The sequence below is a fragment of the Nonomuraea sp. NPDC050643 genome (assembly GCF_040654715.1).
Classification (GTDB): Bacteria; Actinomycetota; Actinomycetes; order Streptosporangiales; family Streptosporangiaceae; genus Nonomuraea.
Genome location: NZ_JBFAIM010000074.1, coordinates 20,920 through 45,899, shown reverse-complemented (window position 1 = coordinate 45,899; position 24,980 = coordinate 20,920). Strand labels below are relative to the sequence as shown.

At 71.5% G+C, this 24,980-nt stretch carries 19 protein-coding genes; 5 read left to right on the top strand and 14 right to left on the bottom strand.

Features of this window, described 5'->3' with window-relative positions:
- Positions 1-107: 107 nt before the first annotated feature.
- Positions 108-2,555 carry a glycoside hydrolase family 3 N-terminal domain-containing protein gene (locus AB0I15_RS54995; protein ID WP_358115826.1) on the bottom strand — a complete coding sequence of 816 codons (2,448 nt, stop codon included), beginning with the start codon at positions 2,553-2,555 and terminating at the stop codon, positions 108-110.
- A 213-nt stretch (positions 2,556-2,768) separates the two neighbouring features.
- Between AB0I15_RS54995 and sulP the strand changes: the two genes are divergently transcribed.
- The 3 genes from sulP (at position 2,769) to AB0I15_RS54980 (ending at position 7,245) form a co-directional block, all read left to right on the top strand.
- On the top strand, positions 2,769-4,433 hold the full coding sequence (gene sulP / locus AB0I15_RS54990; protein WP_358115823.1) for a sulfate permease: 1,665 nt from the start codon (positions 2,769-2,771) through the stop codon (positions 4,431-4,433).
- A gap of 96 nt (positions 4,434-4,529) precedes the next feature.
- Entirely contained in the window at positions 4,530-6,635 is a 2,106-nt protein-coding gene (locus tag AB0I15_RS54985) for a right-handed parallel beta-helix repeat-containing protein (protein ID WP_358115820.1), read from the top strand.
- Positions 6,636-6,816: 181 nt separating this feature from the next.
- Positions 6,817-7,245 carry a peptidase inhibitor family I36 protein gene (locus AB0I15_RS54980; protein ID WP_358115817.1) on the top strand — a complete coding sequence of 143 codons (429 nt, stop codon included), beginning with the start codon at positions 6,817-6,819 and terminating at the stop codon, positions 7,243-7,245.
- Here AB0I15_RS54980 and AB0I15_RS54975 read toward each other — a convergent pair whose 3' ends face one another.
- Entirely contained in the window at positions 7,246-7,836 is a 591-nt protein-coding gene (locus AB0I15_RS54975; protein ID WP_358115814.1) for a TetR/AcrR family transcriptional regulator, read from the bottom strand. It abuts the gene before it with no gap.
- Between the two features lie 84 nt (positions 7,837-7,920).
- On the opposite strand from AB0I15_RS54975, the gene AB0I15_RS54970 reads away from it, so the two are divergent.
- Both AB0I15_RS54970 and AB0I15_RS54965 read left to right on the top strand, forming a co-directional pair.
- Complete coding sequence (locus AB0I15_RS54970) at positions 7,921-8,949, top strand: saccharopine dehydrogenase NADP-binding domain-containing protein (protein WP_358115811.1); 1,029 nt, start codon at positions 7,921-7,923, stop codon at positions 8,947-8,949.
- Entirely contained in the window at positions 8,946-9,779 is an 834-nt protein-coding gene (locus AB0I15_RS54965) for an NAD(P)H-binding protein (RefSeq protein ID WP_358115808.1), read from the top strand. Before AB0I15_RS54970 ends, AB0I15_RS54965 begins: the two co-directional genes overlap by 4 nt.
- 49 nt (positions 9,780-9,828) lie before the next feature.
- Here the strand turns inward: AB0I15_RS54965 and AB0I15_RS54960 are convergent, their stop codons facing one another.
- The 12 genes from AB0I15_RS54960 to AB0I15_RS54905 form a co-directional block, all read right to left on the bottom strand.
- On the bottom strand, positions 9,829-11,544 hold the full coding sequence (locus AB0I15_RS54960; RefSeq protein WP_358115805.1) for an ABC transporter family substrate-binding protein: 1,716 nt from the start codon (positions 11,542-11,544) through the stop codon (positions 9,829-9,831).
- A complete protein-coding gene (locus tag AB0I15_RS54955; protein ID WP_358115802.1) occupies positions 11,541-13,610 on the bottom strand; it encodes an ABC transporter ATP-binding protein in 2,070 nt (689 codons plus the stop codon). Before AB0I15_RS54955 ends, AB0I15_RS54960 begins: the two co-directional genes overlap by 4 nt.
- On the bottom strand, positions 13,607-14,449 hold the full coding sequence (locus AB0I15_RS54950; RefSeq protein ID WP_358115799.1) for an ABC transporter permease: 843 nt from the start codon (positions 14,447-14,449) through the stop codon (positions 13,607-13,609). The genes AB0I15_RS54955 and AB0I15_RS54950 overlap by 4 nt, the downstream gene beginning before the upstream one ends.
- A gap of 1 nt (position 14,450) precedes the next feature.
- The gene (locus AB0I15_RS54945; RefSeq protein WP_358115796.1) at positions 14,451-15,428 is read right to left on the bottom strand and encodes an ABC transporter permease; all 978 of its coding nucleotides are present in this window, start codon (positions 15,426-15,428) and stop codon (positions 14,451-14,453) included.
- A gap of 324 nt (positions 15,429-15,752) precedes the next feature.
- Positions 15,753-18,242 carry an ABC transporter permease gene (locus AB0I15_RS54940; protein ID WP_358115793.1) on the bottom strand — a complete coding sequence of 830 codons (2,490 nt, stop codon included), beginning with the start codon at positions 18,240-18,242 and terminating at the stop codon, positions 15,753-15,755.
- Positions 18,239-18,982, bottom strand: coding sequence for an ABC transporter ATP-binding protein (locus AB0I15_RS54935; RefSeq protein WP_358115790.1), 744 nt, complete (start codon positions 18,980-18,982; stop codon positions 18,239-18,241). Before AB0I15_RS54935 ends, AB0I15_RS54940 begins: the two co-directional genes overlap by 4 nt.
- The gene (locus tag AB0I15_RS54930; RefSeq protein WP_358115787.1) at positions 18,979-19,221 is read right to left on the bottom strand and encodes a hypothetical protein; all 243 of its coding nucleotides are present in this window, start codon (positions 19,219-19,221) and stop codon (positions 18,979-18,981) included. The genes AB0I15_RS54935 and AB0I15_RS54930 overlap by 4 nt, the downstream gene beginning before the upstream one ends.
- An 85-nt stretch (positions 19,222-19,306) precedes the next feature.
- On the bottom strand, positions 19,307-20,182 hold the full coding sequence (locus tag AB0I15_RS54925) for an SDR family NAD(P)-dependent oxidoreductase (RefSeq protein WP_358115785.1): 876 nt from the start codon (positions 20,180-20,182) through the stop codon (positions 19,307-19,309).
- 469 nt (positions 20,183-20,651) lie between these two features.
- Positions 20,652-22,223: a four-carbon acid sugar kinase family protein gene (locus AB0I15_RS54920; RefSeq protein ID WP_358115782.1), complete on the bottom strand. Its 1,572-nt coding sequence runs from the start codon at positions 22,221-22,223 to the stop codon at positions 20,652-20,654.
- Positions 22,224-22,389: 166 nt separating this feature from the next.
- Positions 22,390-23,637 (bottom strand): RuBisCO large subunit C-terminal-like domain-containing protein, encoded by a 1,248-nt coding sequence (locus tag AB0I15_RS54915; protein WP_358115779.1) that lies wholly within the window; start codon positions 23,635-23,637, stop codon positions 22,390-22,392.
- Entirely contained in the window at positions 23,630-24,271 is a 642-nt protein-coding gene (locus tag AB0I15_RS54910; protein WP_358115776.1) for an aspartate/glutamate racemase family protein, read from the bottom strand. The genes AB0I15_RS54915 and AB0I15_RS54910 overlap by 8 nt, the downstream gene beginning before the upstream one ends.
- Positions 24,268-24,957, bottom strand: a complete 690-nt coding sequence (locus AB0I15_RS54905; RefSeq protein ID WP_358115773.1) for an FCD domain-containing protein — start codon at positions 24,955-24,957, stop codon at positions 24,268-24,270. Before AB0I15_RS54905 ends, AB0I15_RS54910 begins: the two co-directional genes overlap by 4 nt.
- Positions 24,958-24,980 lie beyond the last annotated feature (23 nt).

Genomic DNA, 24,980 nt, shown 5'->3' with positions numbered 1-24,980 from the left:
CTCGGGAATGACCTGCCGGCGGCGGCTGCGTGACTGGCACCAGGCCGGGGCGCCGCGCGGCCTGTCAGGTGGACGGGCCCTCCACACGCACGGGTAGGACAAGCCCATCACGCGCACGTGTAACCGGAGGGCACCGCCGTGTCGCCGTTCCCCCGCGTGGCCTGGAAGCCGAACGACGTGGCGGCCGAGGGGGCGAGGGTGCCGTTGTGGGCGGCGTTGCGGGCGGTGACGGTCTGGCCGTTCGCCGTCAGCACGCCGTTCCACTGACCGGTGAGCGTGTGGCCGGGCGGAAGGGTGAAGGTGACGCTCCAGCCGCTCTTCTGGGCCGTGCCGGTGTTGGTGACGGTGGCCTGGATGACGTACCCGTTGCCCCACTGGCTCTGGGTGGACGGGGTCACCGAGCAGCCGGACGTGCCACCGCCCGTACTCGTGGTCACGGTGACCGTTCCCGACCGGGGTGAGCGGTTGCCCGCCGCGTCCCTGGCGTAGACGGCGAAGGTGTAGGCCGTGCTCGCCGCGAGGCCGGTCACGGTGGCCGAGGTGGTGGTGGACGTGGTGGCCGGCGTCTCGTTCGATCCCTGCACCCGTACCACGTCGTAGCCGGTCACGCCCACGTTGTCGCTCGACGCCGCCCACGCCAGGTTCACCGACGAGGAGGTGACGGCGGAGGTGGCGGGCGTGCCGGGGGCGGTGGGCGGGCTGGTGTCGCCCTGCGACGGCCCGTACGTGAGCCCCGCCCCGTACGCGAACAGCGGTGTCTTGCCGTCACCGGAGTTGATCGGCTGCTGGGAGGCGCTGCTCATCCACGTCATGGGCAGTTTGCCGGCCGGCTGCGCGACCCCGAACAGCACGTCGGCCACGCCCTGCCCCTCGGTCCCCGGCAGCCAGGCGGCGACCAGCGCGTTCCAGTTGGGAAGCTGGGAGGCGATGTCGAGAGGCCGCCCGGACACCAGCACCACGACCACCGGCACACCCGAGGCGCGCAGGGTGGCGATGGTGTTCAGGTCGGTGGCGTCCAGCCCCAGCCCACCGGGCCGGTCGCCCTCGCCCTCGGCGTACGGCGTCTCACCGACGACGGCGATCGCCACCCGGTAGGAGCCGTCGATGCCGCCGCCGTCGCGACTGTAGGTCACCGTGGCCCCCGATCCGACGGTGTTCCTGATGCCCTGCAGGATCGTCGTACCGGGAGTGACGTTGCCCGACGATCCCTGCCACGAGATCGTCCAGCCACCGCTCTGGTTGCCGATGTCGTCGGCGCTCTTGCCCGCCACGAAGAGCTTGCCCCCGCTCCTGGCGAGGGGCAGCAGGTCGCCGCCGTTCTTCAGCACGACCTGGGACTTGGCCACCGCCTCACGGGCCAGTGCCCGGTGGGCCGCGCTCCCCACGCTCGCGGTGTAGGACCGATCGGTCAGCGGCTTCTCGAACAACCCCAGCTCGAACTTCTTCGTCAGGACCCGCCGCACCGCGTCGTCGACCCGCGCCGTGCTCACGCGCCCGGCCTGCACCTCGGCCCGCAGCAGGTCGATGAACTGCCGCCAGGCGGTCGGCACCATGACCATGTCGATCCCGGCGTTGACGGCGGAGCGCACGTCACCCGCCGACATCCCCGCCGCGCCGTCGATCTGGTCGATCCCGTTCCAGTCGGACACCACGAACCCGCCGAAGCCCAGCTCCCCCTTGAGCACGGTCGTGATCAGGTACTGGTGCCCGTGCAGCTTGGCCCCGTTCCAACTGCTGAACGACACCATCACCGACCCGACCCCCCGCTCGACGGCGGCCTCGAACGGCGGCAGGTGGACGGCTCTCAGCTCGGCCTCGGAGAGCTGCGCGTTCCCCTGGTCCACCCCGCCGGTGGTGCCGCCGTCGCCGACGTAGTGCTTGGCGGTGGCCAGCACGGAGGCGGGCCCGTTCAGCGCGGACCCCTGCAGCCCGGTGACGATGCTCGCCATGGACGAGGGCACCTCGGGCGTCTCGCCGAAGGACTCGTACGTACGCCCCCACCGGTCGTTGCGCGCCACGCACAGGCAGGGCGCGAAGTTCCAGTCGATCCCGGTCCCCGACACCTCCTCGGCCACGGCCCGCCCGACCCGCTCCACCAGCGCGGGGTCGCGGGTGGCGCCGAGGCCGATGTTGTGCGGGAAGATCGTGGCGCCGACGACGTTGTTGTGCCCGTGCACGGCGTCCACGCCGTAGATCATGGGGATGGCGAGGGGCGTGGCCAGGGCCGCGTTCTGGAACCGGTCGTACATGTCCGCCCACCCGGTCGCCGTGTTGGGCGACGGCGCCGACCCCCCGCCCGACAGCACCGAGCCGAGCCGGTAGGTGGTGATGTCGGAGGTGCTGACGGAGCCGCGCTCGGCCTGGGTCATCTGACCGAGCTTCTCGTCGAGCGACATGCGGGACATGAGGTCGGCGACCCGGGTGGGGACGGGGAGAGCCGGATCCTGGTAGGGGAAGGCGGCGGTGGCGGTCGCGGGGGACGACGTGACCAGGGAGGCGGCGACGAGCAGTGACGCCGCCGTCCTGCTCATCCGGTTCCTGCTCAACTGACTCATGGCACGCTGCTCCGGCTCGGCTCGAGGACAAATTGGGAGCGCTCCCAACCAGGACTCTAGGCCACCTCCAGGACGTTTCCCCGGCCTCGCCCGCGAGAACCGCCCGACTCGCCCGCACACCAGGACGAACAGCCGCGAGGCGGTGAAACTTTCACCCGCCGCGCCCGGCCCCTGAGACTTGGTGTACACCCCCGCGACGGGACATCCTCAAGCATGCTCCGACTGCTCCCAGGGCTGACCGTCCTGAAGGGATACCAGCGCGCCTGGTTGCGCGGCGACCTGCTGGCCGGGCTGACCGTGGCGGCCTATCTGGTCCCCCAGGTGATGGCCTACGCGACGGTCGCCGGGCTGCCTCCCGTGGCCGGGCTGTGGGCGATGCTGGCGCCGCTGGCCCTGTACGCCGTGCTCGGCTCCTCCCGGCTCCTGTCCGTCGGCCCCGAGTCCACCACCGCGCTCATGACCGCCGCCGCCATCGGCCCCCTGGCGGCCGGGGACCCGGCGAGGTACGCGGCCCTGGCCGCCGCGCTGGCCGTGGTCGTCGGGCTGCTCTGCCTGGGGTGCCGGGTGCTGCGGCTGGGGTTCGTGGCCGACCTGCTGTCCCGGCCGATCCTCGTCGGCTACATGTCGGGCGTGGCCGTGATCATGGTGCTCGGGCAGCTCGGCCGGCTCACCGCGCTTCCCGTGTCCGGCGACAGCCTGTTCGAGGAGGTCGTGTCGTTCGCCCGGCTGCTGCCCCAGGCCCACGTGGGGACGATGCTCATGGCCGGAGGCGTGCTGGCGTTCCTGTTCCTGGCACAGTGGCGATGGCCCGCCGTTCCGGCGCCGCTGCTGGCCGTCCTGCTGGCGACCGGATGCGTGGTGGTCTTCGGGCTCGACGCGCAGGGGATCAAGGTGGTGGGCGAGATCCCGACCGGGCTGCCGCTGCCCACGCTCGCGTCGCTGGAGAACCTGCTGCTGCCCGCTATCGGGGTGTTCCTGGTCGGCTACACGGACAACATGCTCACGGCCCGCTCCTTCGCCGCCCGCCACAATCAGGAGATCGACGCCGACCAGGAGCTGCTCGCCCTGGGCGCGGCGAACCTGGGCGCGGGCGTGCTGCAGGGCTTCCCGGTCAGCAGCAGCGGCAGCCGCAGCGCGCTGGCCGACGCCGCCGGGGCGCGCACGCAGCTCTACTCGCTCGCCTGCCTGGTGGCCGTGGTCGCGGTGCTGCTGTTCGCGGGGCCGCTGCTCGCCGTGTTCCCCGCCGCCGCGCTCGGCGCGATCGTCGTGTACGCCGCCACCCGCCTCATCGACCTGCCCGAGTTCCGGCGCCTGGCCCGCTTCCGCAGGGCGGAACTGCTGCTCGCGCTCGGCGCACTCGCCGGCGTGCTGGTCTTCGACATCCTGTACGGCATCCTCCTCGCCGTCGCCCTGTCCGTCGTCGAGATGCTGGCCCGCGTGGCCCGCCCCCACGACGCCATCCAGGGCCTGGTGCCGGGGCTGGCCGGCATGCACGACGTCGACGACTACCCCATGGCCCGCACCATCCCCGGCCTCGTCGTCTACCGCTACGACTCCCCGCTCTTCTTCGCCAACGCCCAGGACTTCCGCCGCCGCGCCCTGGACTCCGTGGACCGCCAGGAGGGCCCCGTACGCTGGTTCGTGCTCAACGCCGAGGCCAACGTCGAGGTCGACATCACCGCCCTGGACGCCCTCGACGCCCTGCGCCGCGAGCTGGACCGGCGCGGCATCGTCTTCGCCATGGCCCGGGTCAAGCAGGACCTGCGCGACCGCCTCGACGCCTACGGGCTGACGCGATCCGTGGGCGAGGACCTTCTCTTCCCGACGCTGCCCACGGCGGTGGAGGCGTACGAGCGGTGGACGCGACAGCACGGATGAAACTTTCATGAGCGCTTTACCGCCTGTGAAGATCTGCCGATAATACCTAGGAAAGCGCTTTCCATCTGACATTTCCCGGAGGCACGACCGGAGAGCATGATGACCTTCACCTCGTGGACGGCAGCCGTTGTCGCGGTCGCCGCCCTCGCCGTCCTTCCCCCCATGAACACCGGCGCGCCGGCCGCGGCCGACGCGCCGGTCGGGTTCGCCGCCGTCAACGCGCTGGGCCAGAACGGCACCACCGGCGGCGCCGGCGGCAGGACCGTCACCGCGACCAACGCCGAGCAGTTCCTCGAGTACATCGACAGCCTCGAAACCCTCACCATCCAGGTGTCGGGCACGATCACGATCGAGAGCAAGCAGGGCGTACGCCCCAACAAGACCATCGTCGGCGTCGGCGGCACCGGCCACATCACCGGCGGCGGGCTGGACTTCTATCGGTCGTACAACGTGATCGTCCGCAACCTGCGCTTCACGAACGCCGAGGACGACGCGGTCAACATCGGGCAGAACTCGCACCACATCTGGATCGACCACAACACCTTCTCGGGCGCCGTGGACGGGTCGGTGGACATCGTGCGGGGCGCCGACTACGTCACCGTCTCGTGGAACCACTTCGACCATTCCGACAAATCCATGCTGATCAGCCATTCCGATGGCGCCGGCGGCACGGACATCGGCCATCTCAAGGTGACCATTCACCACAATTTCTTCAACAACAGCCGCCAACGTCATCCGCGTATCCGGTTCGGCGAGCCGGTGCACATCTACAACAACTACTTCCTCGGCAACGAGTTGTACGCGGTCGCCTCCACCGAGAACGCCGGAGCCGTGGTCGAGGGCAACTATTTCGAGAACGTGCCGCATCCGCTCTACTCCGCTAGCGGGTACGCCGACAGCGGCCCCGGCCGGGCGGTGCAGCGGAACAACATCTTCGTGAACTCGGGCACGCCGGAGGTCGCGGGGACCGTGGTCGAGCCGCGAACGTTCTACGCGTACACAGTGGATCCGCCGCAGGGCGTCCCCGCGGCCGTGCGGGCGGGCGCGGGCGCCGGCAAGATCAGCACACTGGCGGAGGCGGTCGAGAGCGCGTCCGTCACGCTCGTCGTCGCGCCGGGCGGTGACGACACCGCGCCGGGCACCGAGGCCCAACCGCTGGCCACCATCCAGCGGGCCATCGACCTGGCCCAGCCCGGCACCGTCATCCTGGTCCGCCGGGGCACCTACGCCCTGACGAAGAACCTGCAGATCCTCAAGAGCGGCACCGCCGCCGCCCCCATCACGCTCAGCGCGTACCCGCGCGAAAGGGTCCTCATCGACGGCGAGCCCCTCCCCCACACCCCGGCCCCGGTCGGCGGCAGCATCCCGAACGGCGAGCGCGGCGCCCTCCACATGGAGGCCTCCCACTGGCGCATCATCGGCCTGGAGATCGCCAACGGCCCGTACGGGATCTTCTGCAGGGGCTGCAACGACAACGTCTTCGACCGGCTGGTCACCCGCGACAACTACGAGAGCGGCCTGCACATCCAGGGCGCCTCAGCCGGCAACGTCGTGCTCAACCTGGACAGCCACGGCAACCGCGACCCGCGCAAGAACGGGGAGAGCGCCGACGGGCTGGCGATCAAGGAGGGCAGCGGCACGGGCAACGTCGTCAAGGGGGCCCGGCTGTGGAACAACTCCGACGACGGGTTCGACGCGTGGGAGTTCCTGTCGCCGATCGTCATCGAGGGCAGCGTCGCGTACGGCAACGGCTTCAACCGCTGGAACCTGCCCGACTACACCGGCGACGGCAACGGGTTCAAGCTGGGCGGCGGGGACGAGGACCTGCCGGCGGCGCACGTCGTACGCAACAGCATGGCCTTCAGGAACCAGGTGGGCGGGTTCATCGACAACGCCAACCCGGGCTCGATGGCCGTGAGCCGCAGCACGGCCTGGCGCAACGGCGGGACGGGGTTCGACTTCGCCGACGCGAGCGCCACGCTCACCCGTGACCTCGCCGCGAGCAACGGCACGGCGGTCGATCTGGGCTCGTCGTCCACGGGCAGCGGCAACTCCTGGAACATCGGCGGCACCTGGGACGACGGCGCGCTGCTCAGCACCGACCCGTCGACCGTGACCGGCCCCCGCCGGGCCGACGGGAGCATCCCGCCGTCGGCCTTCCTGCGCCCGAGGAACGGCGCGGACGTGGGCGCCCGCCTCTGACCCGCCGGGCCCGGCCCCCTGCCCCCCGCGGGCTCATCGCCAGGCGGGCCGGGCCCGCGCGTAGAGAGCGGTCACGGAGAATCCGGTCGCGCTCGGCACGGAGGTTCAGGTCAACCCCTTTCCTGACAAGATCGCGCCATGTATGTTCAAGGCGAAAGAAAGTTTCACCCATGGAGGAGTAATGGGCAAGAAGCTTCACATGCTGGCGTTGCCGATCGCCGCCTTCGCCTTGGCCGCCCTGGCGTCCCCCGCGCAGGCCGCCGACGGCTACGACAGGTGCCAGGAGGGTAACTACTGCCTGTTCTCCGGCCTCGACGGCACGGGGGACATCGTCCAGATCCAGGGCAGCACGCCCAACCTCGCCGCGCTGGGCATGGCCGACCGGGCCAAGTCCGACTGGAACCGTACCGACTCGCGTATTTACCTCTTCTCCGAGGCCGACTACGGCGGGTGCGCGGCGGTGACCAGCGCTCGTGGCAAGGGCAACTTCTACATCGACTTCCGTGACTTCTGGGATTCGGTCCGCTTCAACGGGCCGGGCGGCCCGTCCTGCTCGCCGCCCCCCGGGGAAGGGCTTGCCAGGCAGGGGGTCACCGGCTCACACGGCTGATCACAGCCTGAGCGCCTCCAGGAACCGGCCGGCCTCCGCGGAGATCCGTGGCAGGTCGGCCGCCGGGTCTTCCGAGCGGGCGAGCATCATGCCGCCCTCGCACAAGGCGCCGAAGGCCAGTTGCGCGCGGGCGGCCAGATCGCCGTCGGGGGCCTGCCCGCTCGCCACGGCCAGCCGCAGCCCCTCCAGCAGCACCTGGAGCATGTGCTCCCGCTCCAGCTCGCGCACCGCCTCCCAGCCCAGCACCGAGGGCGCGTCCAGCAGCACGATCTGCCGGAACCCCGGGTCGAGGCAGTGCTCGAGGAACGTGCCGCAGCCGCGCCGCAGCGCCTCCCACGGGTCCGCCTCCTCCGCCGCCACCCCCAGGAGCCTGGCGTCGACCGCCTCCAATTCCGCCACGAGCGCCGCGCGGAACAGCTCCACCTTGCCGCCGAAGTGATGGTAGGCGGCCCCCTTGGTCACCCCCGCCACGGCGGCGATCGCGTCGATCGAGGTGACGGCGTAACCCTGGGCCCCGAACAGCTCCCGCGCGGCCCGTACCAGCCGCCCCGTGGTCTCGTCGGAACGCTCTGCCTGGGTACGGCGGATCATCGTGCTCCCCATTGACTTACATACTCGCGGTACGTAACTTCAGAACTAGTTACGTACTCCCAGTATGAATCATGGAGGTGAGCCGTGTCCGCACCGCACATCGCCGTCTACGGCGCCACGGGCCACACCGGACGCCTGGCGGCGGCCGAGCTGCGTGCCCGCGGCCGGGAGGTCATCCTGGCCGGTCGCGACGGCGGCGCGCTCAAGGCCCTGTCCGACGAGCTCGGCGGGGCCCCCGTGCACCAGGCCGCGCTCGACGACCCCGCCGCGTTACGCGAGCTCGCGGGCCAGGCCGACGTGCTGATCCACTGCGCGGGACCGTTCACGCACACCGGCGAGCCCGTCGCGCGGGCCGCGGCCGAGGCCGGCTGCCACTACGTGGACCACGCGCTGGAGCAGCACCACACGAAGTGGATGTTCGACACCATGGCCGAGCCGGCCCGGCGGGCGGGCATCACCATGGTCACCGCGATGAGCTTCTACGGCGGCCTCGGCGACCTGCTCACCGGCGCCGTGGCCGCGGGGGTGAGCGGGATCGAGCGCGTGGTCACCGCGTACGCGGTGTCCGGCTGGCGGCTGACCACGGGGGCCAGGCGTACCGCCGAACTGCTGTTCGCCGACACCCGGCGGATCACGTACACCGACGGCGCCCAGCACGTCGGCTACGTCGAGCCGCGCAACGCGGTCTTCCCGTTCCCGCCGCCGCTCGGTCCGCGCACGATGATCGCCCCCGTGCCGTTCTCCGAGGTCGTCACCGTGCCCAGGCACACACCCGCGCGGCGGGTCGAGGCCCAGCTCACGGCGCAGACGTTCGAGGAGGAGCAGGCGTTCACCAGCGAGCACGTGGACGCCGCCACCCGGGCGCGCTCCGACTTCACGGTGGCCGTGCAGGTCATCACCGACGCGGGCGGGCGGGCCGGGCAGGCGCGCGGGCACGACCTGTGGCGCATGAGCGCGCTCACCTCGGTCGAGGCCGCCGTCCGCCTGGCCGACGGCCACGGCCCCGGGCCCGGGGTCTTCGGCCCGGCCGAGTCCTTCCCCGCCGGGCCGTTCCTGCGCGATCTGGAGCGGCTCGGCCTGTTCACCCTGACCCTCCCGGAGGAGGAGAGATGATCCTGGTCACCGGAGCGGCCGGCGGGCTTCAGGGCTCGACCGGGCGGCACGTCGTGGAGCTGCTGCTGGCGCAGGGGCAGGCCGTTCGGGCCTTCGTGCACACCGACGACCACCGGGCCGAGGAGTTGCGCAAGCTCGGGGCCGAGGTGGTCGCGGGCGACCTGCGCGAGATCCGGTCCGTACGCCCCGCGCTGCGCGGGGTCAGCCGGGCGTTCTTCACCTACCCGGTGACGGCCGGCCTGCTGGACGCCACGGCCGCGTTCGCGGCGGCGGCCAGGGAGGCGGGCGTGGCGCGGGTCGTCGAGGTGTCGCAGCTCGACGCCTCCCCCGAGGCCGGCACGCCGCGCATGCGCCGGCACTGGCTGTCGGAGCAGGTCTTCGACTGGGCCGGGGTGGGCGCGGTGCACCTGCGGGCCGCGGTCTTCTTCGAGAACCTGGCCGTCGCGTCGTCGGGCGGGCGGCTGGCCCTCCCGCTGGGTCCCGCGTCCACACGGATTCCGCTGGTCGCGGGCGAGGACGTGGCCAGGGTGGGCGCGGGGCTGCTGCTGGATCCGGCTCCCGCCGACCCGGTGTGCCTGGTGACCGGGCAGTTGGCCACGATCGGCGAGGCGGCGCGGGCGCTCGGCGTCGAGTACGTGGACGTGCCGCCCGAGGAGTGGGAGCGCAGGGCGATGGACGTCTACCGCGACGAGGTCGCCGTCGAGCACCTGTCGCACCTGTGGGCGATCTTCCGCTTCATCGGCACCGCCGACCACCCGCTCTACCGGGTCACGGAGAGCATCGAGCGGTACGGAGGCCGCCCACCGGCGACCCTGCGGGAGTTCGCCTGAGAACAGGAACCCCCGGCCGGAGCCGGCCGGGGGTTCACGAGGACGAGGATCAGCCGGTGAAGCCGATCATCGACCAGTCGTACGACTGGTAGCCCTCGGCGCCGAGGTTGGCCAGGGTCTTCTTGGCCGCCTGGATGTCGGGGCGCTGGTACAGCGGGATCGTGTGCACCATGTCCCAGATGAGCTTGTCGGCGGCGTTGGCCTTCTCGAAGGCCTTGGCCGGGTCCATCTCGCTCACGGCCTCGTCGATCGCGGCGTCCACGGCCGGGTCGCTGGCCTTCGGGAAGTTGCTCTCGGAGCCCGTCTTGTAGATCTGCGCGAGGCCGCCGATGGGCAGCGGGTCGCCGATCCAGGAGAACGGCACCAGGTCGAAGTCGCCCTTGATGATGTAGTCCGTGAAGAACTTGTCATCGGGGACCGGGCGGATCGTCAGCTTGATCCCGGCCTCCTTGAGCATGGCCTGGGTGAGCTCGCCCTCGGTCTTGGCGTAGGGCACGCCCGCCGGGACGACGAAGCTCAGGGAGAACTCCTTGCCGTCCTTCTTGCGGTATTCGCCTTCCTGCTTCCAGCCGGCCGCGTCGAGAAGCTGCTTGGCCTTCTCGACGTTGTACTTGCCGAGGTCGCCGGAGTTGTCGACGTAGCCCTTGTGGTTGTTCATGAAGACGTGGTTGCCGAGCGTCTGCAGCGGCCAGTCCATGTCCTTCAGGTCGGACTGCGTGATCACGTCACGGTTGATCGCGTACGCGACGGCCTGACGGACCGACTTGTCCTTCAGGAACTCGCTCTGGTTGTTGACGGTGATGTGCCGCCAGTTCGGGCTGAGCGACTTGCGGATGTCCACGTTGGGGACTTCCTTGGCCCGCTTGAGGTCGGCGGGGCTGCCCGGCGGGATCTCCACCATGTCGAGCTCGCCGTTGGCGAAGGCGTTGACCTGCGCGGCGGGGGTCTCGATGGTACGGAAGATGACCTTGTCCAGCTTGGCCTTCTTGCCCCACCACTTGTCGTCACGCACGACCGTGAGGGTCTTGGTGCCCTCGTCGATCTTCTCCACCTTGAAGGGACCGGCGGTGACCGGAACCTTCTGCAGGTAGTCGTTGTCGTACGCGTCCGGCGTCTCCATGTGCTTGGCCGGCATGAGGTGCGGCGACCGGGAGAACAGGCCCTGCCACTCCGGGTACGGCTTGGAGAAGGTGACGATGGCGACCTTGTCGCTGTCGCCCTTGGTCACCGACTCGATCCGGTCCCAGCCGTTGGTGGAGGCCGGCTTGAACTTCTTGTTCTCGCCGTTGTTGGCCTTCCACGCGGCCTCGAGGTCCTTCCACGTGATCGGCGTGCCGTCGGACCACACGGCCTTGTCGTTCAGCGTGTAGGTGACGATCTGCTTGCCCGACGACAGGTCGTTCTTCACGTCGGTCAGGTAGTCGGGGTTCGCCGTGAAGTTGGCCTCCTTGTCGGCGATCATCAGCTGCGGCAGGATCGTGTCGAGCATCTCGGCCGTGTCGGCCTGGTTCCCGTCCACGTGGTTGGGGTTCCACTGGCTCGGCCACTGGCCGACGGTCAGCGTGAGCGTCCCGCCGTCCTTGACCTGCTCATAGGGGACGGGGTTGATGCTGATGGCCGGGGTCTCCGCCATCTGCTGCTGCGCCTGCTGCGACTGCTGGGCGTTCGGCTGCTTGCTCTCGGAGCCTCCGCCGCCACAGGCGGCCACGGCCACGGCCACGGCCAGCACCGCGAGCCCAGCGGCCGCACGGTATCGAACCTTCACTCTTCCTCCTGATTGTCCGAGGCCGTGATGACCTCGACTTCCTCCGCGTAATGACAGGCGGCGCCGTGGTCGACGACATTCGCCAGCCGGGCGACCGAGGGCTCCTCGTCCACACACCGCCGCCGTTCCGCCTCGCTGAGCACGGCGAACTTGGGGCAGCGGGTGCGGAACCTGCATCCAGTCGGCGGGTCGGCCGGGCTGGGCAGGTCGCCTTCGAGCAGGATCCGCTTGCGGGTGCGTTCCATCTCGGGGTCGGGCAGGGGGATCGCCGACAGCAACGCCTGCGTGTAGGGATGCGCGGGACGGTCGTAGACGTTCTCGACCGTCCCGATCTCGGCGATCCTGCCCAGGTACATGACGGCCACGCGGTCGGCCAGATGCCGGACCACGGCCAGGTCGTGAGCCACGAACAGGTAGGACAGCCCGAGCCTGTTCTTCAGCTCCTCCAGCAGGTTGATCACGCCTGCCTGGATGGACACGTCAAGCGCGGAGACCGGCTCGTCGAGCACGAGCATCCTGGGCTCCAGCGCGAGCGCACGGGCGATGCCGATGCGCTGCCGCTGGCCGCCGGAGAACTGCTGCGGGTAGCGCTCGGCGTGCTCGGGAGCGAGCCCGACGAGCTGCAGCAGCTCCTCGACCTTGGCGGTGACGTCCTTCTTGCCGTGCGCGCGCAGCGGCTCGGCGATGATGTCGCCGATCGGCATGCGCGGGTCGAGCGCGGCCATCGGGTCCTGGAAGACGATCTGCAGGTCCCCGCGCAGCGACTTGCGCCCGGCGTTGTCCAGCTTGGAGCTGTCCTTGCCGAGCACGACGACGCGCCCCTCCTGCGGCGGCACGAGCTGCATGATCTGCTGCAGCGTCGTGGTCTTGCCGCAGCCGGACTCGCCGACCAGGGCCAGCGTCTCGCCCTCGGCGATGTCGAAGCTGATGCCGTCCACCGCGTACACGGTGCCGACGCGGCGCTTGAAGATCGCGCCCTTCATCAGCGGATAGTGCTTCTTCATGCCGTCGAGCTCGAGCACGGTCGCGCGCTCGGCGCGTGGTATGCGCACCACGTCGCTGGGCGGGATGACCGGTGTCGGGAACACGTCGGCCCCGGTCAGGCCCTTGTGCTCGATCTCGTGCGACCGGATGCAGGCCACGTGGCGCCCGCCGCCGAACGGCGTCAGCGGCGGCTCCTCGTCGTCGCACATGTCCACCTTCATCGGACAGCGCGGCGCGAACGGGCAGCCGGGCGGCAGCGACGCCGGCGAGGGCGGGTTGCCGTCGATGGGCACGAGCGGCCCCTCCTCGCCGTCGATCCTGGGGATCGAGGCGAGCAGGCCCATCGTGTACGGCATCCGCGGCCGGTAGTAGATGTCGTCCACGGGCCCCTGCTCGACGGGCCGGCCCGCGTACATGACGAGCACCCGGTCGGCCATGCCCGCGATGACGCCCAGGTCGTGGGTGATCATCACGATGCCGGCGCCGGTCTCCCGCTGCGCGGTCTTGAGCACTTCGAGCACCTGCGCCTGGATCGTCACGTCGAGCGCCGTGGTGGGCTCGTCGCAGATCAGCAGGTCGGGGTCGTTGGCGATGGCCATGGCGATCATCGCGCGCTGCCGCATGCCGCCGGAGAACTCGTGCGGGAACGCCTTGGCCCGCAGGTGCGGGTTCGGGATGCCGACCAGGTCGAGCAGCTCGACGGCGCGCTTGGCGGCCTTGTCCTTGCCCATCTTCTGGTGGATGCGGACGGCCTCGGCGATCTGCTCACCGATGGTGTACACGGGCGTGAAGGCCGACAACGGATCCTGGAAGATCATGCTGATCGCCTTGCCGCGCACCTTGACCAGCTCGTCCTCCTTCAGGCCGAGCAGTTCCTGGCCGTGCAGGCTGACCGAGCCGCTGACCACGGCGTTCGTCGGCAGCAGGCCCATGACCGCGAGTGAGGTCACGGACTTGCCGGAGCCGGACTCGCCGACGATGCCGAGCACCTCGCCGCGCTCGACCTCGTAGCTGACGCCGCGCACGGCCTCGATGCCGCCGGGGAAGGTGACGGTGAGGTCCCTGACCTCCAAGATGCTCACGAGTTGCTCCCCGGGTCGAGTGCGTCACGCAGGCCGTCGCCGATCAGGTTCACGCTGAGCACCAGGAGGACGAGCAGCCCGGCGGGGAAGGCGAACAGCCAGGGGTAACCGGTGGCGTTGCGGGAGCCCTCGGCGATCAGCGTGCCGAGCGAGACGTCGGGCGGCTGGATGCCGAAGCCGAAGAAGGACAGGGCCGCCTCGCCGATGACCGCGCCACTGACGTTCAGGGTCGCGTCGATGATCAGCAAGGAGGACAGGTTGGGCACGATGTGCCGGAAGATGATCTTCCAGCGTGGGATGCCCATGTAGACGGCGGCCAGGACGTACTCGCGTTCGCGGAGTGAGAGCGTCATGCTGCGCACGACCCTGGAGGTGATCATCCAGGAGAACGCGGCCAGCAGCACCACGAACCAGAGCCAGGACGCGCCGTCCTTCAGCCTCGGCGACATGATCGCGATGATCAGGAAGCTCGGGAGGACGAGCAGCAGGTCGACGCCCCACATGAGCGCCTTGTCCACCCAGCCGCCGAAATATCCGGCGAAGGCGCCCACGAGCGCGGCCAGGCCGGTGGAGATGAGCGCCACCAGCAGGCCGATCACGATCGACTTCTGCATGCCGCGGAGGGTGACCGCGTACATGTCCTGGCCGATCGTGGTGGTGCCCCACCAGTGGTCGCCGTCGGGGCCGGACAGGAAGGCCATGAAGTCCTTCTCGGTCCAGTCGTACGGGCCGAAGTACGGCCCGATGTAGGCCAGGGCGACCAGGAGGATCAGGGCGATGGACCCGTACCGGGCCTGCTTGTTGTTCAGCAGGCGCTTGAAGACGACTTTCGAACGCACGTCAGCTCACCCGCACCCGGGGATCGAGGGCCGCGACCAGCAGGTCCGACAGGAAGGCGGCGGCCAGGACGCACACGGCCGCGAAGAAGGTCACCGCGGCGACGGAGTTGACGTCGTTCTGGTTGATCGAGTCGACCAGCCAGGCGCCCATGCCGTGCCAGGCGAAGATCTTCTCGGTGAAGGTGGCCCCGGTGAACATCGTCCCGAAGGCGAACGCGAAGTACGTGGCCGCGGGGATCAGCGCGGTCCGCAGCGCGTGCTTGATCAGCGCCGTCCTGCGCCGCAGGCCCTTGGCCATGGCGGTGCGGACGAAGTCCTGGCCGAGCACGTCGAGCATCATGTTGCGCTGGATCCGGCTGTAGAAGGCGATCGAGCCGAGGCTGAGCGAGATGGTCGGCAGGATCAGGTGGTTCAGCCGGTTGACGAACTGGTCCCAGCCGGACAGCCGGGGGTTGTACTCCCCGGTGTACTCGATCAGCGTGAACCCGAGCCCTCTGTTCACGTTGTACGTGGCGATGGCCAGCAGAGTGGCCAGCACGAACACGGGGATCGCCATGATCACGAAGGAGCTGACGCCGATGAACCGGTCGCTGAGCTTGTACTGCCGCACCGCGGAGAACGCGCCCAGCGCCACACCCACGGCGAAGCCGAGCAGCGTGCCGATGAGCAGCAGCCGGAGGCTGACCATGATCCGGCGGCCCATCTCGTCATTGACCGAGCCGCCGTTCCAGGTCCTGCCGAAGTCTCCCGTGACCACCCCCTTCGCCCAGGTCGCGTAGCGCTCCAGGACAGGGGTCTTGTCGTTCAGGTTGTAGGCATCAAGTGTGGCGTCGACGACGGACTCGGCGACCGGAGGCTGCCTCCCCTCATATGCGCCGCGCGGGCTCATGGTGGTGGCAGCGAGCATGTACGCCAGACTGGCCGCGACGGCGACCAGGATCACATTTATTGCCAACCTGCGGAGCAGGTACTTGCCCATTACTCTCCGTTCGCGCTGACCGAGGGCGCGACTCCGGCTGGTGTCCGCGCCCCCGCAACGAAAACCCATCTCGCATCGTGAAATTTTCTTGACGTCGAGATGGCGATCAAGGCGCAGAATATATGTAAAAATGTAACAGTCAGAAACCGTTGGATATAACGGTCAGGTCAACCGCAAAAGATCGACTCGACCCACCCGATACCCCCGAACCTCTGGCGTGACCAGGGAAGACAGGGGCCTTCAAGGTGCCTCTTACAGCCCTCATACAGGCACTTATGTCACAGAATCCGGACAAAAATTGACGATCGGACAAAGTGATCCACATCATGTCCGGGGAACAGCAACTGTGAGCACTGTGGAAGCGGCCGTGGCGGCTTTCACCGCGCCTCCTCCGGTGATCGCCCGGCGGGCGGGCAGGCCGAGTGCGAGCCACACCACCACCGCGACCACGGCGACGGCGGCGGGCGCCAGCCACAGCGGCCCGGCCGGCCAGGGGCGGCCCAGGAAGCCGAGGCCCACCATGGCCAGCGGCACCGCCGGCAGCGCCAGCCCCGCTCCTGACGCGGCCGCCGCGAGCAGCGCGGCCTCCCAGCGGATCATGCTCCTGAGCTGAGCGGGCGTGGCGCCCAGCCGCCGCAGCGCGTCCAGCTCGCCGCGCCGGGCCGTGGTGGTCGCCACCAGCCGGTTGGCCACCGCCACCAGCACGTACGCCAGCAGCACCGCCAGCACGGCCACGTTCACCAGCGCCTCGGCCGACCCGTCGAGCGACGCCGTGGCGGCGGTCCCGGCGACCTCCACGCCCGGCCACCCCAGCGCCGTGAGGTCGGCCGTCCCACGGACGAGGATGGCCGAGTCCAGCCCCGACGTGGTGTGCCCGGCCGCCAGGTCGCGCGAGACCACCACGGGCCCGAAACCGAGCGAACGCCGGTACGTGGCCACGACCCGCGCGCTCACCCTGGCCCCGTCGCCCATGACGAGGTCGAGTCGCTGCCCCACCCGCCCCGCGCTCTCGTCCACCGCGACCGTCGCGCCCCTGAGCCCCGCCAGGCCGCCCTGGACCACGCCGAGGTCCACGACTCCGTCGGCGTCCGGGCCGAGCACCCAGGCGGGCCTGGGGTTGAGCTCGGAGGAGTCGCCGAGGACCAGGGAGCCGGTGAGGACGGTGGTCGTGGCAGTGGCGGCGGCCCGTTCGACGCCGGGGAGCGCGCGTACGTCGTCGAGCAGTCCGTGGGGGATGCCGCCCAGCGCGGGTGCGGTGATGGTGCGCAGGCCGCGCAGGGCCGCCGCGGCCTCGTCCGACTTGGCGCGCACGACCGTGGTCTGGGTCAGGACGACGCTCAGGCCCAGGGTCAGGACCATGCTGAGGGCGGCCACGGCGCCGGCGGTCCTGAGGGCGTACGCGCCGGTGTTGTGGACGGCCAGCCAGGCCGGGGCGGACAGGCCGCGCGGGAGCCGGGCGGCCAGGGCCGCGGTGGCGAGCTGGACCAGGCGCGGCCCGGCCAGCGCCAGGCCGACCACGGCGAGCAGCGCGGCCGTCGCGGGCCCGATCACCGCCGCCTCGCCGCGCATCAGCAGCGGCAGGCACGACAGGACGAGCGAGACCGGCATGAGCAGCAGCCCCGCCCCGGTACGCACCCGGCCCGGCGCCCGCGGCTCGCTCTGCGACTCGGTGAGCCCCTCGACGGGCGACATGCGCGAGGCCCGCAGCGACGCGGCCCACGAGGCGAGCCTGACCACGGCGGCCAGCAGCGACGTCGCCGCCACGGCCGGGAGCGGGCTGTGGACGAGCGGCAGGGCGGCGGGCAATGCTCCGACGGACACCAGCAGCTCCCCGAACCGGGCGGCCAGGTGATATCCGAGCGCCGCACCGGGCAGGAGCGCGGCGGCGGAGGCCACCCCGGCCTGTACGGCGATCAGCCGTCGCACCTGGCGCGGAGTCGCGCCGGCCGCCCGCAGCAGGGCCAGGTCACGGCGCTGCCGGTTGATGGACAGGGCCAGGCCGCCGCCCACGACGAAGCCGACGACGGTCAGGCCGACGCCGCCGATCGAGCCCGGCAGGGCGATGAGCAGCCCGCGGGCGGCGGCCATGCCCGGCGACTCGGCGTCCCCCTTGGCGCGGCCGGTGGAGATCTCGTAGCGGTCGCCGAGACGGCGGGCGAGCTCGCCGGCCAGGGCGTCCGGGCCGGTGCCCGGGGCGGCGCGGAGGGCGACGAGGTCCACGGTGCCGGCGCGGGGACCCTTCGTCCTGCCCGCCAGGGTGGCGGCGGTGGGGTCGGCGAAGTAGATGCCGGGGGCGTCGACGTTCCCGCTCACCCGGTAGGTTCCGGTCCGGCCGGCGGCGACGATCCGTACCGGCCGGCCGGGTCGCACGCCGCGCAGCGCCACCTCGTCGGCGGCCTGGGGCGGCGTACCGGCGGTCACGGAGCCGGCCGCGAGCGCGAACGACGCCCACCCATGCCCCGCCACCGCCGCCTCGCCCTTGGGGGCCGTGGCCTCATCCAGCAGGGCCGCCGGAAAGCTCACGTCGCCCGCCGCGGCGGCCACCCCCGGCACCTCCCGCAACGTCGTGACCAGCGCGTCCGGCACCACGGCGCGCTCGGGCAGGGCCGCCGGCAGCTCCTCCTCACGCGGCAGCGACTGCCTGGCGGACACCACCACGTCGGCCCCCGCCAGCCGCTGCACGGCCACCGACGACCGCAGCCCGGACTCGACGATCACCCCGGCCCCCGTGATCAGCGCCATCCCCCCGAGCACCGCGAAGAACGCCACCACGAGCCCGCCCGCCCCGGCCATCCGCACCGCCATCCGGATCATCGGGCACCCTCCACGAGGCGCAGACCGCCACTCCCCAGGTCCGAGAGCCGGGCCGCCAGGTCACCGGCCGACGGCCCGTTGAGCAGGTCGACCACCTTGCCGTCCGCCATCACCAGCGTGTCGTGCGCCCTGGCCGCCGCCGCCGGATCGTGCGTGACCATGACCACGCTCTGGCCCAGGTCATCGACCAGCTCACGCAGCAGGCCGAGCACCTCGGCGGCGCTACGCAGATCGAGCGCCCCCGTGGGCTCGTCGGCGAAGACCACGTCGGGGCGCGCGGCGAGCGCCCGTACGATGGCGGCCCGCTGCTGCTGCCCGCCGGACAGCTCGCCCGGCCGGTGGTGCAGCCGGTCACGCAGCCCCACCCGGTCCACCAGCTCCCCCAGCCACTCCGGGTCGGGCCGCGCGCCCGCCAGCCGGAGCGGCAGCGTGATGTTCTGCTCGACGGTGATGGCGGGCAGCAGGTTGTACGCCTGGAACACGAACCCGACATGCTTCCTGCGCAGCTCGGTACGCCGCGTCTCGGACAGCCGCGCCGCGTCCACGCCCCCGATCGTGACCGTGCCGGAGTCGGGCACGTCGAGCGCGGCGGCGCAGTGCAGCAGCGTGCTCTTGCCCGACCCCGAGGGCCCCATGACGGCCACGAACCGGCCCCGCGGGAACCCGATCGTCACCTCGTCCAGCGCGACGACGTCGCCGTAGGTCCGGGTGACCTGGTCCAGGGTGACGACGTGGCTCACGGGCGCCGCCGTCCGAAGTGCTGCAGCACCAGCCCGGTGACGCAGCCGATGGCCACCACACCGGCGCCCAGCCCGAGGAAGGAGACCCCGTCCCCGGCGGCGAGGCTGGCGGCCACGTTGACCGCGATGGAGACCGCGAGCAGCCCCCAGAGCAGAACGCGAAGTGCGCGCCCGCCGGAGCGGGCCTGCGGCGGGACCGAACGGGTCCGGTCGGGATCGATGCTGTACGGATCGCTCATGCGCATCACGGTAGGAATCCGGACCCCCCCGGAGACAGCCAGCCTCCTGCCGGGTCCGAGGTACAGCAGGCTGTACCTCTCCCGCCTACGGCATCCACTTCCCGCCCGCGACGTCGATCGTGAGCCCGGTGAGCCACGAGGAGACGTCGGAGGCCAGGAACGCCGTCACCCCGGCCACGTCCAGCGGCGTCCCGAGCCGTCCCAGGGGGTGCTCGGCCAGCATCCGCTCCTTGAACTCCCTGGGCATCCGCTCCTCCAGCCGGTCCGTCATGATCGTCGATGGCGAGACGGCGTTGACCCGGATGCCGGCGGGGCCGAGCTCGTACGCGAGCTGCTTGGTCAGCGCGATCACCCCGGCCTTGGCGGCGGTGTAGGCCACGGAGGCGGGGGTCGGGGTGCGCGCCGCCAGCGACGCCATCGTCACAATGGAGCCGCTCCGGCGTTCCCGCATGCCCGGCAGGAAACTCTTGATCACCAGGTAGGTGGAGGTGAGGTTGGCGTCGAGGGTCGCGTGCCAGTCCTCGTCACTCATCTGATCGATCGGCCGCGGCCGCCCGGTGCCGCCCCCGGCGAAGATCGCCAGCACGTCCACCGGCCCGAACCGGCGCTCGGTCTCCACCCGCATGGCCTCAACGGCGGCGAAGTCCGTACTGTCCGCCACCACCCCGATCACCTCACTCTGGGGTAGGTCGCCATGGGGTACGTCGCCCTGGGGTAGGTCGTCCACCCCGCTCCCCCGCCCACCGGTCCCGTCATTCACCGCGACCCCCACCCCTGTGGCCGCCCCGATCGCCTGGTCGCCGAGGACGTCGCTCACGGCGGCCTCGATCGCGACGGGGTCACGACCGTTGATGACGACCCTCATCCCCTGGGCGGCCAGAAGCCGGGCGGTCTCACGCCCGATCCCCCCAGAACCGCCGGTCACCAGCGCCACCTTGCCCCGCAAATCCGGATACATCATGACCGCACTCCCTTCCTCTCCTCGCCCTCCACGGTGCCGGGCATGAGCGGCGAGGACATCGGACAACGGTCTCGATCGGGCCTGCCCCCAAGGAAGTGCGACAAGGACCCGGCCCTACACCGAACGACGTACCGGCCCACCCCGACATCCGCCGAACCACCGACCTTCCAGACGCTCCCCCACCGAACGGCCATCCCGGCGTGGGACCACGCAGAGCGGGCATCCCGGGCCACCCCTCACCGGGCGATGCCCCGGGCGGCTCCACAGCGGCCGAGGTCCCCAAGCGATCCCACGCCGGGCGATAGCCCGAAGCGCCCCACATCAGGAGACGCCCCGGCATCCCGGGAGCCCCCAGCCCGGCGGCGTACCGAAACGGCCGGACACCGGGCGGCGTACCGGCGGTTCGGGCGGTCCACGTAGGTAGGCCACGTGGGGCCGCGTGGGGCCCGTAGCGGCGTTCCGGGGCGGTTTACGTCCGGGGGTGTGCCGGCGTCCCGGCGGCGGCTCTCAGGAAGTAGTCGTCGCCGCCCACCTGCCCGCCCTTGAGTGCCACCTCGAGCCCGTCACAGGCCGGATCGTCCGAGGCCAACACGCACACCGGGCCGCCGACCGCCAGCGTGCCGATCACGTCCAGGGAGCGGGCCCCGAGTTCGGCGACGACCTGACCGGAGGTGTCCCCACCTGCGACCACCAGCCGCCCCACCAGCCCGGCCCGCACGGCTGCGGCGGCGACCCGGCCGAGCGACTCCCCGATGTCGGCCGGGTCGCGGGCCGGCCCTCGCGTGGACTGAACGATCGTGTGACGTCCTTCGCGCAGGCTCGCTTCCACCTGCGCGCCCACCTCCTCCGAGACGTCCAGCACCCGCCATCCCGCCCGTTCCGCCGTGTCGATCTGGCGAGCGGTGATCGGCGACCGACTCCCACACACGACCAGCACAGGCACAGCCGCCCCGAGCACCGCTCCCCCGCCAAGCAACCCACCCGATCCAGACGCGACCGAACCAGACGACGCGACCGGACCAGACAGGGCAGCCAGGCTGGACGACACGATCGGGCCGGACGAGGCGACCGGACCACGCGACGCGCCCTGGCTGAGCGGCACGGCTGGACCAGGGGGCGTGCCTGACCCCAGCGAAGCGCCCTGCCCCAGCGGCACGGCCGGACCACGCGGCACACCCGACCCCGGCAACACGCTTTGACCGAGCGGCACTGCCGGGCCGCGCGGCGCACCCGACCCCAGCGGCGTGACCGACGTCGGCGACGCGTCCGGGCTCAGCGGGGCAGTCGGGTCGAAGGGCGCGGTCGGGGTGGTTTGGGTGGGGTGGGGGGTTGGGGTTTGGGGGTGGGGGGTCAGGGCCGAGGCGAGGGCGTAGGTGAGGCCGCCGGAGCCGACGCAGTACAGCGGTCCCCTGCGTCGCGCCTCCGTGAGCAGCAAGGCGCCAAGAGCCCGGAGGTGGTCCTCTGTGGTCGCGTCCGCCACGAAGGCCGCGTCCCCTTCCTCCGGGTACGCCGCTCCGGGCGGCAACCATCCGATACGTCCGGCTCCCTGCTCGGCCAGCCGGACCCGCAGGTCGGCCTCCGTCGCAGGCGTGGACGGGTGGTCGCGCATCGGTGGGTAGCGGTCGAGTCTGAGCATCTCGTCGCCCGCCCGGACGAAGTGGTTGGCGAACCACGTATAGCGCCCGAACTCGGGCTGTGCGGCCAGGACCGGCACCGGGCGGTCCCCGGTGAGGCCCTCGCGGTGCAGGGCCGCGATGACGGACCCGATGCTGCCACGCGCGGGCGAGGAGTCGAAGGTCGAGCAGATCTTGTACTGGACGACCAGCGGCGAAAGGGCCGCGAGAGCCCGAAGCGCGGGCAGGACCACGGCGGCGGGGTCGGCCTCCGCCCTGGCCGTGGTGGCGAGGCCGATGACGTCGTCCCGGTCGTGCAGGTGGGCCACATCCGTGACCAGGGATCCGGTGAACCCGAACCGCCTGAACTGCCAGAGCGCGTCGGTCGCCCCGGTGAAGTCGTCGGCCACGAAGGCGAAGATCGTCACAATGCCACCGTCCAGCGGGCCAGGGTCACGATAGTCCCACAGGCCCGGGTCACGACCGTTCTACAAGCCCAGGTCACGACAGTTCCGCAGGCGCGGGTCACGACCGTTCCACAAGTCCGGGTCACGACGGCCTCGCAGGCCGTCGGCACGACAGTCCTGCCGACCGTCATCGGGGCACCATCCCGCCGAAGTGGTGCAGCGCCCTGGTCAGTTCCGGTTCGTTGACCTCGTCCAGCGGCACCCCGGCCGCGGCGGCGGCCCAGGCCTGCCGGATGCTGGTGATCCCGGCCGCCGCCCCGTCCGGATGCCCCAGTACGCCCCCGCCCGCCAGCACCAGCAGATCCTGCGTCCCCGTCCGCTCCAAGGCGACCGGCGCCGTTCCCGCCCACTGGGCCGACGACAGGACGGGCAGGCACGGGAAGCCCCCGAGCAGTGGCTCACGCACCGCCCGCACCGTGGCCGCGACCTCGTCGTCCGTCACGTAGAACTTGCTGTGGAACCCGCCGCAGTGCAGGTGGTCGATCCCGGTCAGGCGGGCCAGCTTCTGGTACGCCACGTACCCCATCCCCAGCCCCGGATGCCGCACGAGCGCCCCGATCCCCGTGACGTGGGCGTGGATCGGAACCCGGGCGTGGCGTCGCAGCATGGCGACGGCCGGGAAGCCCACGACGTTCAGGTTGACCATCACGCAGGTCCCGCCCGCGGCCACCACCAGGTCGTGATTGCGCAGCATCCGGTCGGGCTCGTCGCTGATGTTGAAGGCGTACATGGGGCGGCGGCCGGTGCGGCGTTCCACCTCGTCGAGCGCCCGCGTCACCACCCGGACGCGCTGCGCCAGGGGCGCGGGCGGGCAGTCGGCGTTGACCTCGTCGTCCTTGATGAAGTCGGCCCCGGCCAGCCCCAGTTCGAGCACCAGCGGCTCGTAGTCGGCGGGGCGCAGGCCGACGTTGGGCTTGACGATGGTGCCGATCAGCACGCCCTCGGGGCGTCCGACCAGCCGCCGGGTGCCGGAGACGGCGTACGCGGCCGGCAGGTACGCCTCCCCGAACGCGGCCGGCAACTCCAGGTCCACCAGTTTGAGGCCGGCCAGTTCGCGTAACTCGTACAGGTTGCCGGCGACCACGGGGAAGAGGTTGGTCAGGGACGGCCCGGTGTTCGCCAGCGGGAACCCGATCCGCACCAGGGCGGCCCGCAGGGGCCCGTCGCCCCGCGCCCCCGGCAGCCCGTCGCCGGCCGGGACGGGGATCTCGGTCAGGTCCAGCACCACCGCGCTGTGCCGGGCGCGCAGTTCGGCGGTCTCCCCGGCCACGGCGACGAACGTGCCGGTGCTCTGCTCGCCCGCGATCGCGCTCACCGCCTGCTCCAGCGGCAGCCTGGTGACGACCTGGTACGTGGCGACGGTCAGCTCACGCATACAGCTCCTTGGCCAGGTGCTCCATGGCGAGCGGCGGGCTGGCCAGGACGGGCACGGGCACGTCGGCGGCGCCGGCCACGCGGGCCATCGAGGCCTGGGCCAGGACGATGACGTCCACCTGCTGGGCCAGCTCGGACAGGGCGGCGGCCACGCGGGCGTCGTGGGTGGCGGCGTCGCCGCTCATCAGGGCCTCGAACGCGCCGTCGCACAGCCGCGCGGTCAGCTCGACCTCCTGGCCGGCGGCGCGGCGGCGGACCAGGTCGGCGGTGGGTTCGAGGGTCGTGGACAGGGTGGCGAGCACGCCGATCCGGCGGCCGAGGGAGACGGCGCGGTCGGCCATCGGCCGGTCCACCCGCGTCACCGGCACGCCGGTGAGCGGCTCGGCCGCCTCGACGGCCGGGCCGATCGAGGAGCAGGTGACCAGGATGTGGTCGGCGCCGGCGGCCTCGGCGGAGCCGATGTGGCCGGCGACGCGGCGCGCGGTCTGGGGTGTGAGCCGCCCCGCGGCGATGGTGTTCTTGATCAGGCTGTCGTCGACGATGTTGAACGTGTCCACCCCCGGCAGGTGCTCGGCGCACAGCTTGGCGAACACCTCCACCAGCGTCGCCGAGGTGTGGATCAATCCGAGTCTCATGGCCTCTCCATCCGGGGTCGCGTGAACAGGTCGTGCCAGACCTGGAAGTGGTCGTCGCTGGCCCGGCCGGCGGCGTCCGCGTCGCCGGCGAGCAGGGCCTCGTAGAGGGGGCGGTGGGCGGCCACCGAGACCTCCTTGTCGTGGGGGTGGGTCTTGAGCCGGTCGCGGCGCTGGCGGACGGCGCGGAAGAGCACGCCGGTCATCGCGTCGGCGAAGAACGTCAGGGCGGCGTTGCCGGTGGCGTGCAGCAGCGCCTGGTGGAAGGCGAAGTCGGCGCGGTCGATGTCCTCGGCGGTGGCGGCGGCCTCCATGTCGGCCAGGGCCTTGCCGACGTGGGCGATGGCGACGGGGTCGCCCTTGCGGGCGGCCTCCCTGGCGGCCTGGCGTTCGAGCGCGACCCGTACCGAGTGCAGGGACTCGATGCTGAGGTGGCTCGCGGACAGGGCCAGGTCGAGCGCGCTCTCCAGGCCCTGCGGGGCCAGGCGCTGCACGTATGTGCCGGAGCCCTGGCGCCTGCGCAGCACGCCGAAGCCCTCCAGCAGGCGCAGGCGGTCGCGCAGCGCGGTACGGCTCACGCCGAGGCGCTCGGCCAGCTCCCGCTCGGGCGGCAGCCGGGCGCCTTCACCGAGGTCGCGGATGAGGTCGGACAGGGCGTCGGAGACGGGATCGGGGGCGATGACGATCACCTCGGGCCGATTGGTCGTACCAC

What these genes read in the sequence shown, in the direction of transcription:
- AB0I15_RS54995 (WP_358115826.1), bottom strand. Translation starts at nt 2,555, where the DNA reads ATGAGTCAGTTGAGCAGGAACCGGATGAGCAGGACGGCGGCGTCACTG.
- sulP (WP_358115823.1), top strand. Translation starts at nt 2,769, where the DNA reads ATGCTCCGACTGCTCCCAGGGCTGACCGTCCTGAAGGGATACCAGCGC.
- AB0I15_RS54985 (WP_358115820.1), top strand. Translation starts at nt 4,530, where the DNA reads ATGATGACCTTCACCTCGTGGACGGCAGCCGTTGTCGCGGTCGCCGCC.
- AB0I15_RS54980 (WP_358115817.1), top strand. Translation starts at nt 6,817, where the DNA reads ATGGGCAAGAAGCTTCACATGCTGGCGTTGCCGATCGCCGCCTTCGCC.
- AB0I15_RS54975 (WP_358115814.1), bottom strand. Translation starts at nt 7,836, where the DNA reads ATGATCCGCCGTACCCAGGCAGAGCGTTCCGACGAGACCACGGGGCGG.
- AB0I15_RS54965 (WP_358115808.1), top strand. Translation starts at nt 8,946, where the DNA reads ATGATCCTGGTCACCGGAGCGGCCGGCGGGCTTCAGGGCTCGACCGGG.
- AB0I15_RS54945 (WP_358115796.1), bottom strand. Translation starts at nt 15,428, where the DNA reads ATGGGCAAGTACCTGCTCCGCAGGTTGGCAATAAATGTGATCCTGGTC.
- AB0I15_RS54940 (WP_358115793.1), bottom strand. Translation starts at nt 18,242, where the DNA reads ATGATCCGGATGGCGGTGCGGATGGCCGGGGCGGGCGGGCTCGTGGTG.
- AB0I15_RS54930 (WP_358115787.1), bottom strand. Translation starts at nt 19,221, where the DNA reads ATGAGCGATCCGTACAGCATCGATCCCGACCGGACCCGTTCGGTCCCG.
- AB0I15_RS54925 (WP_358115785.1), bottom strand. Translation starts at nt 20,182, where the DNA reads ATGATGTATCCGGATTTGCGGGGCAAGGTGGCGCTGGTGACCGGCGGT.
- AB0I15_RS54915 (WP_358115779.1), bottom strand. Translation starts at nt 23,637, where the DNA reads ATGCGTGAGCTGACCGTCGCCACGTACCAGGTCGTCACCAGGCTGCCG.
- AB0I15_RS54910 (WP_358115776.1), bottom strand. Translation starts at nt 24,271, where the DNA reads ATGAGACTCGGATTGATCCACACCTCGGCGACGCTGGTGGAGGTGTTC.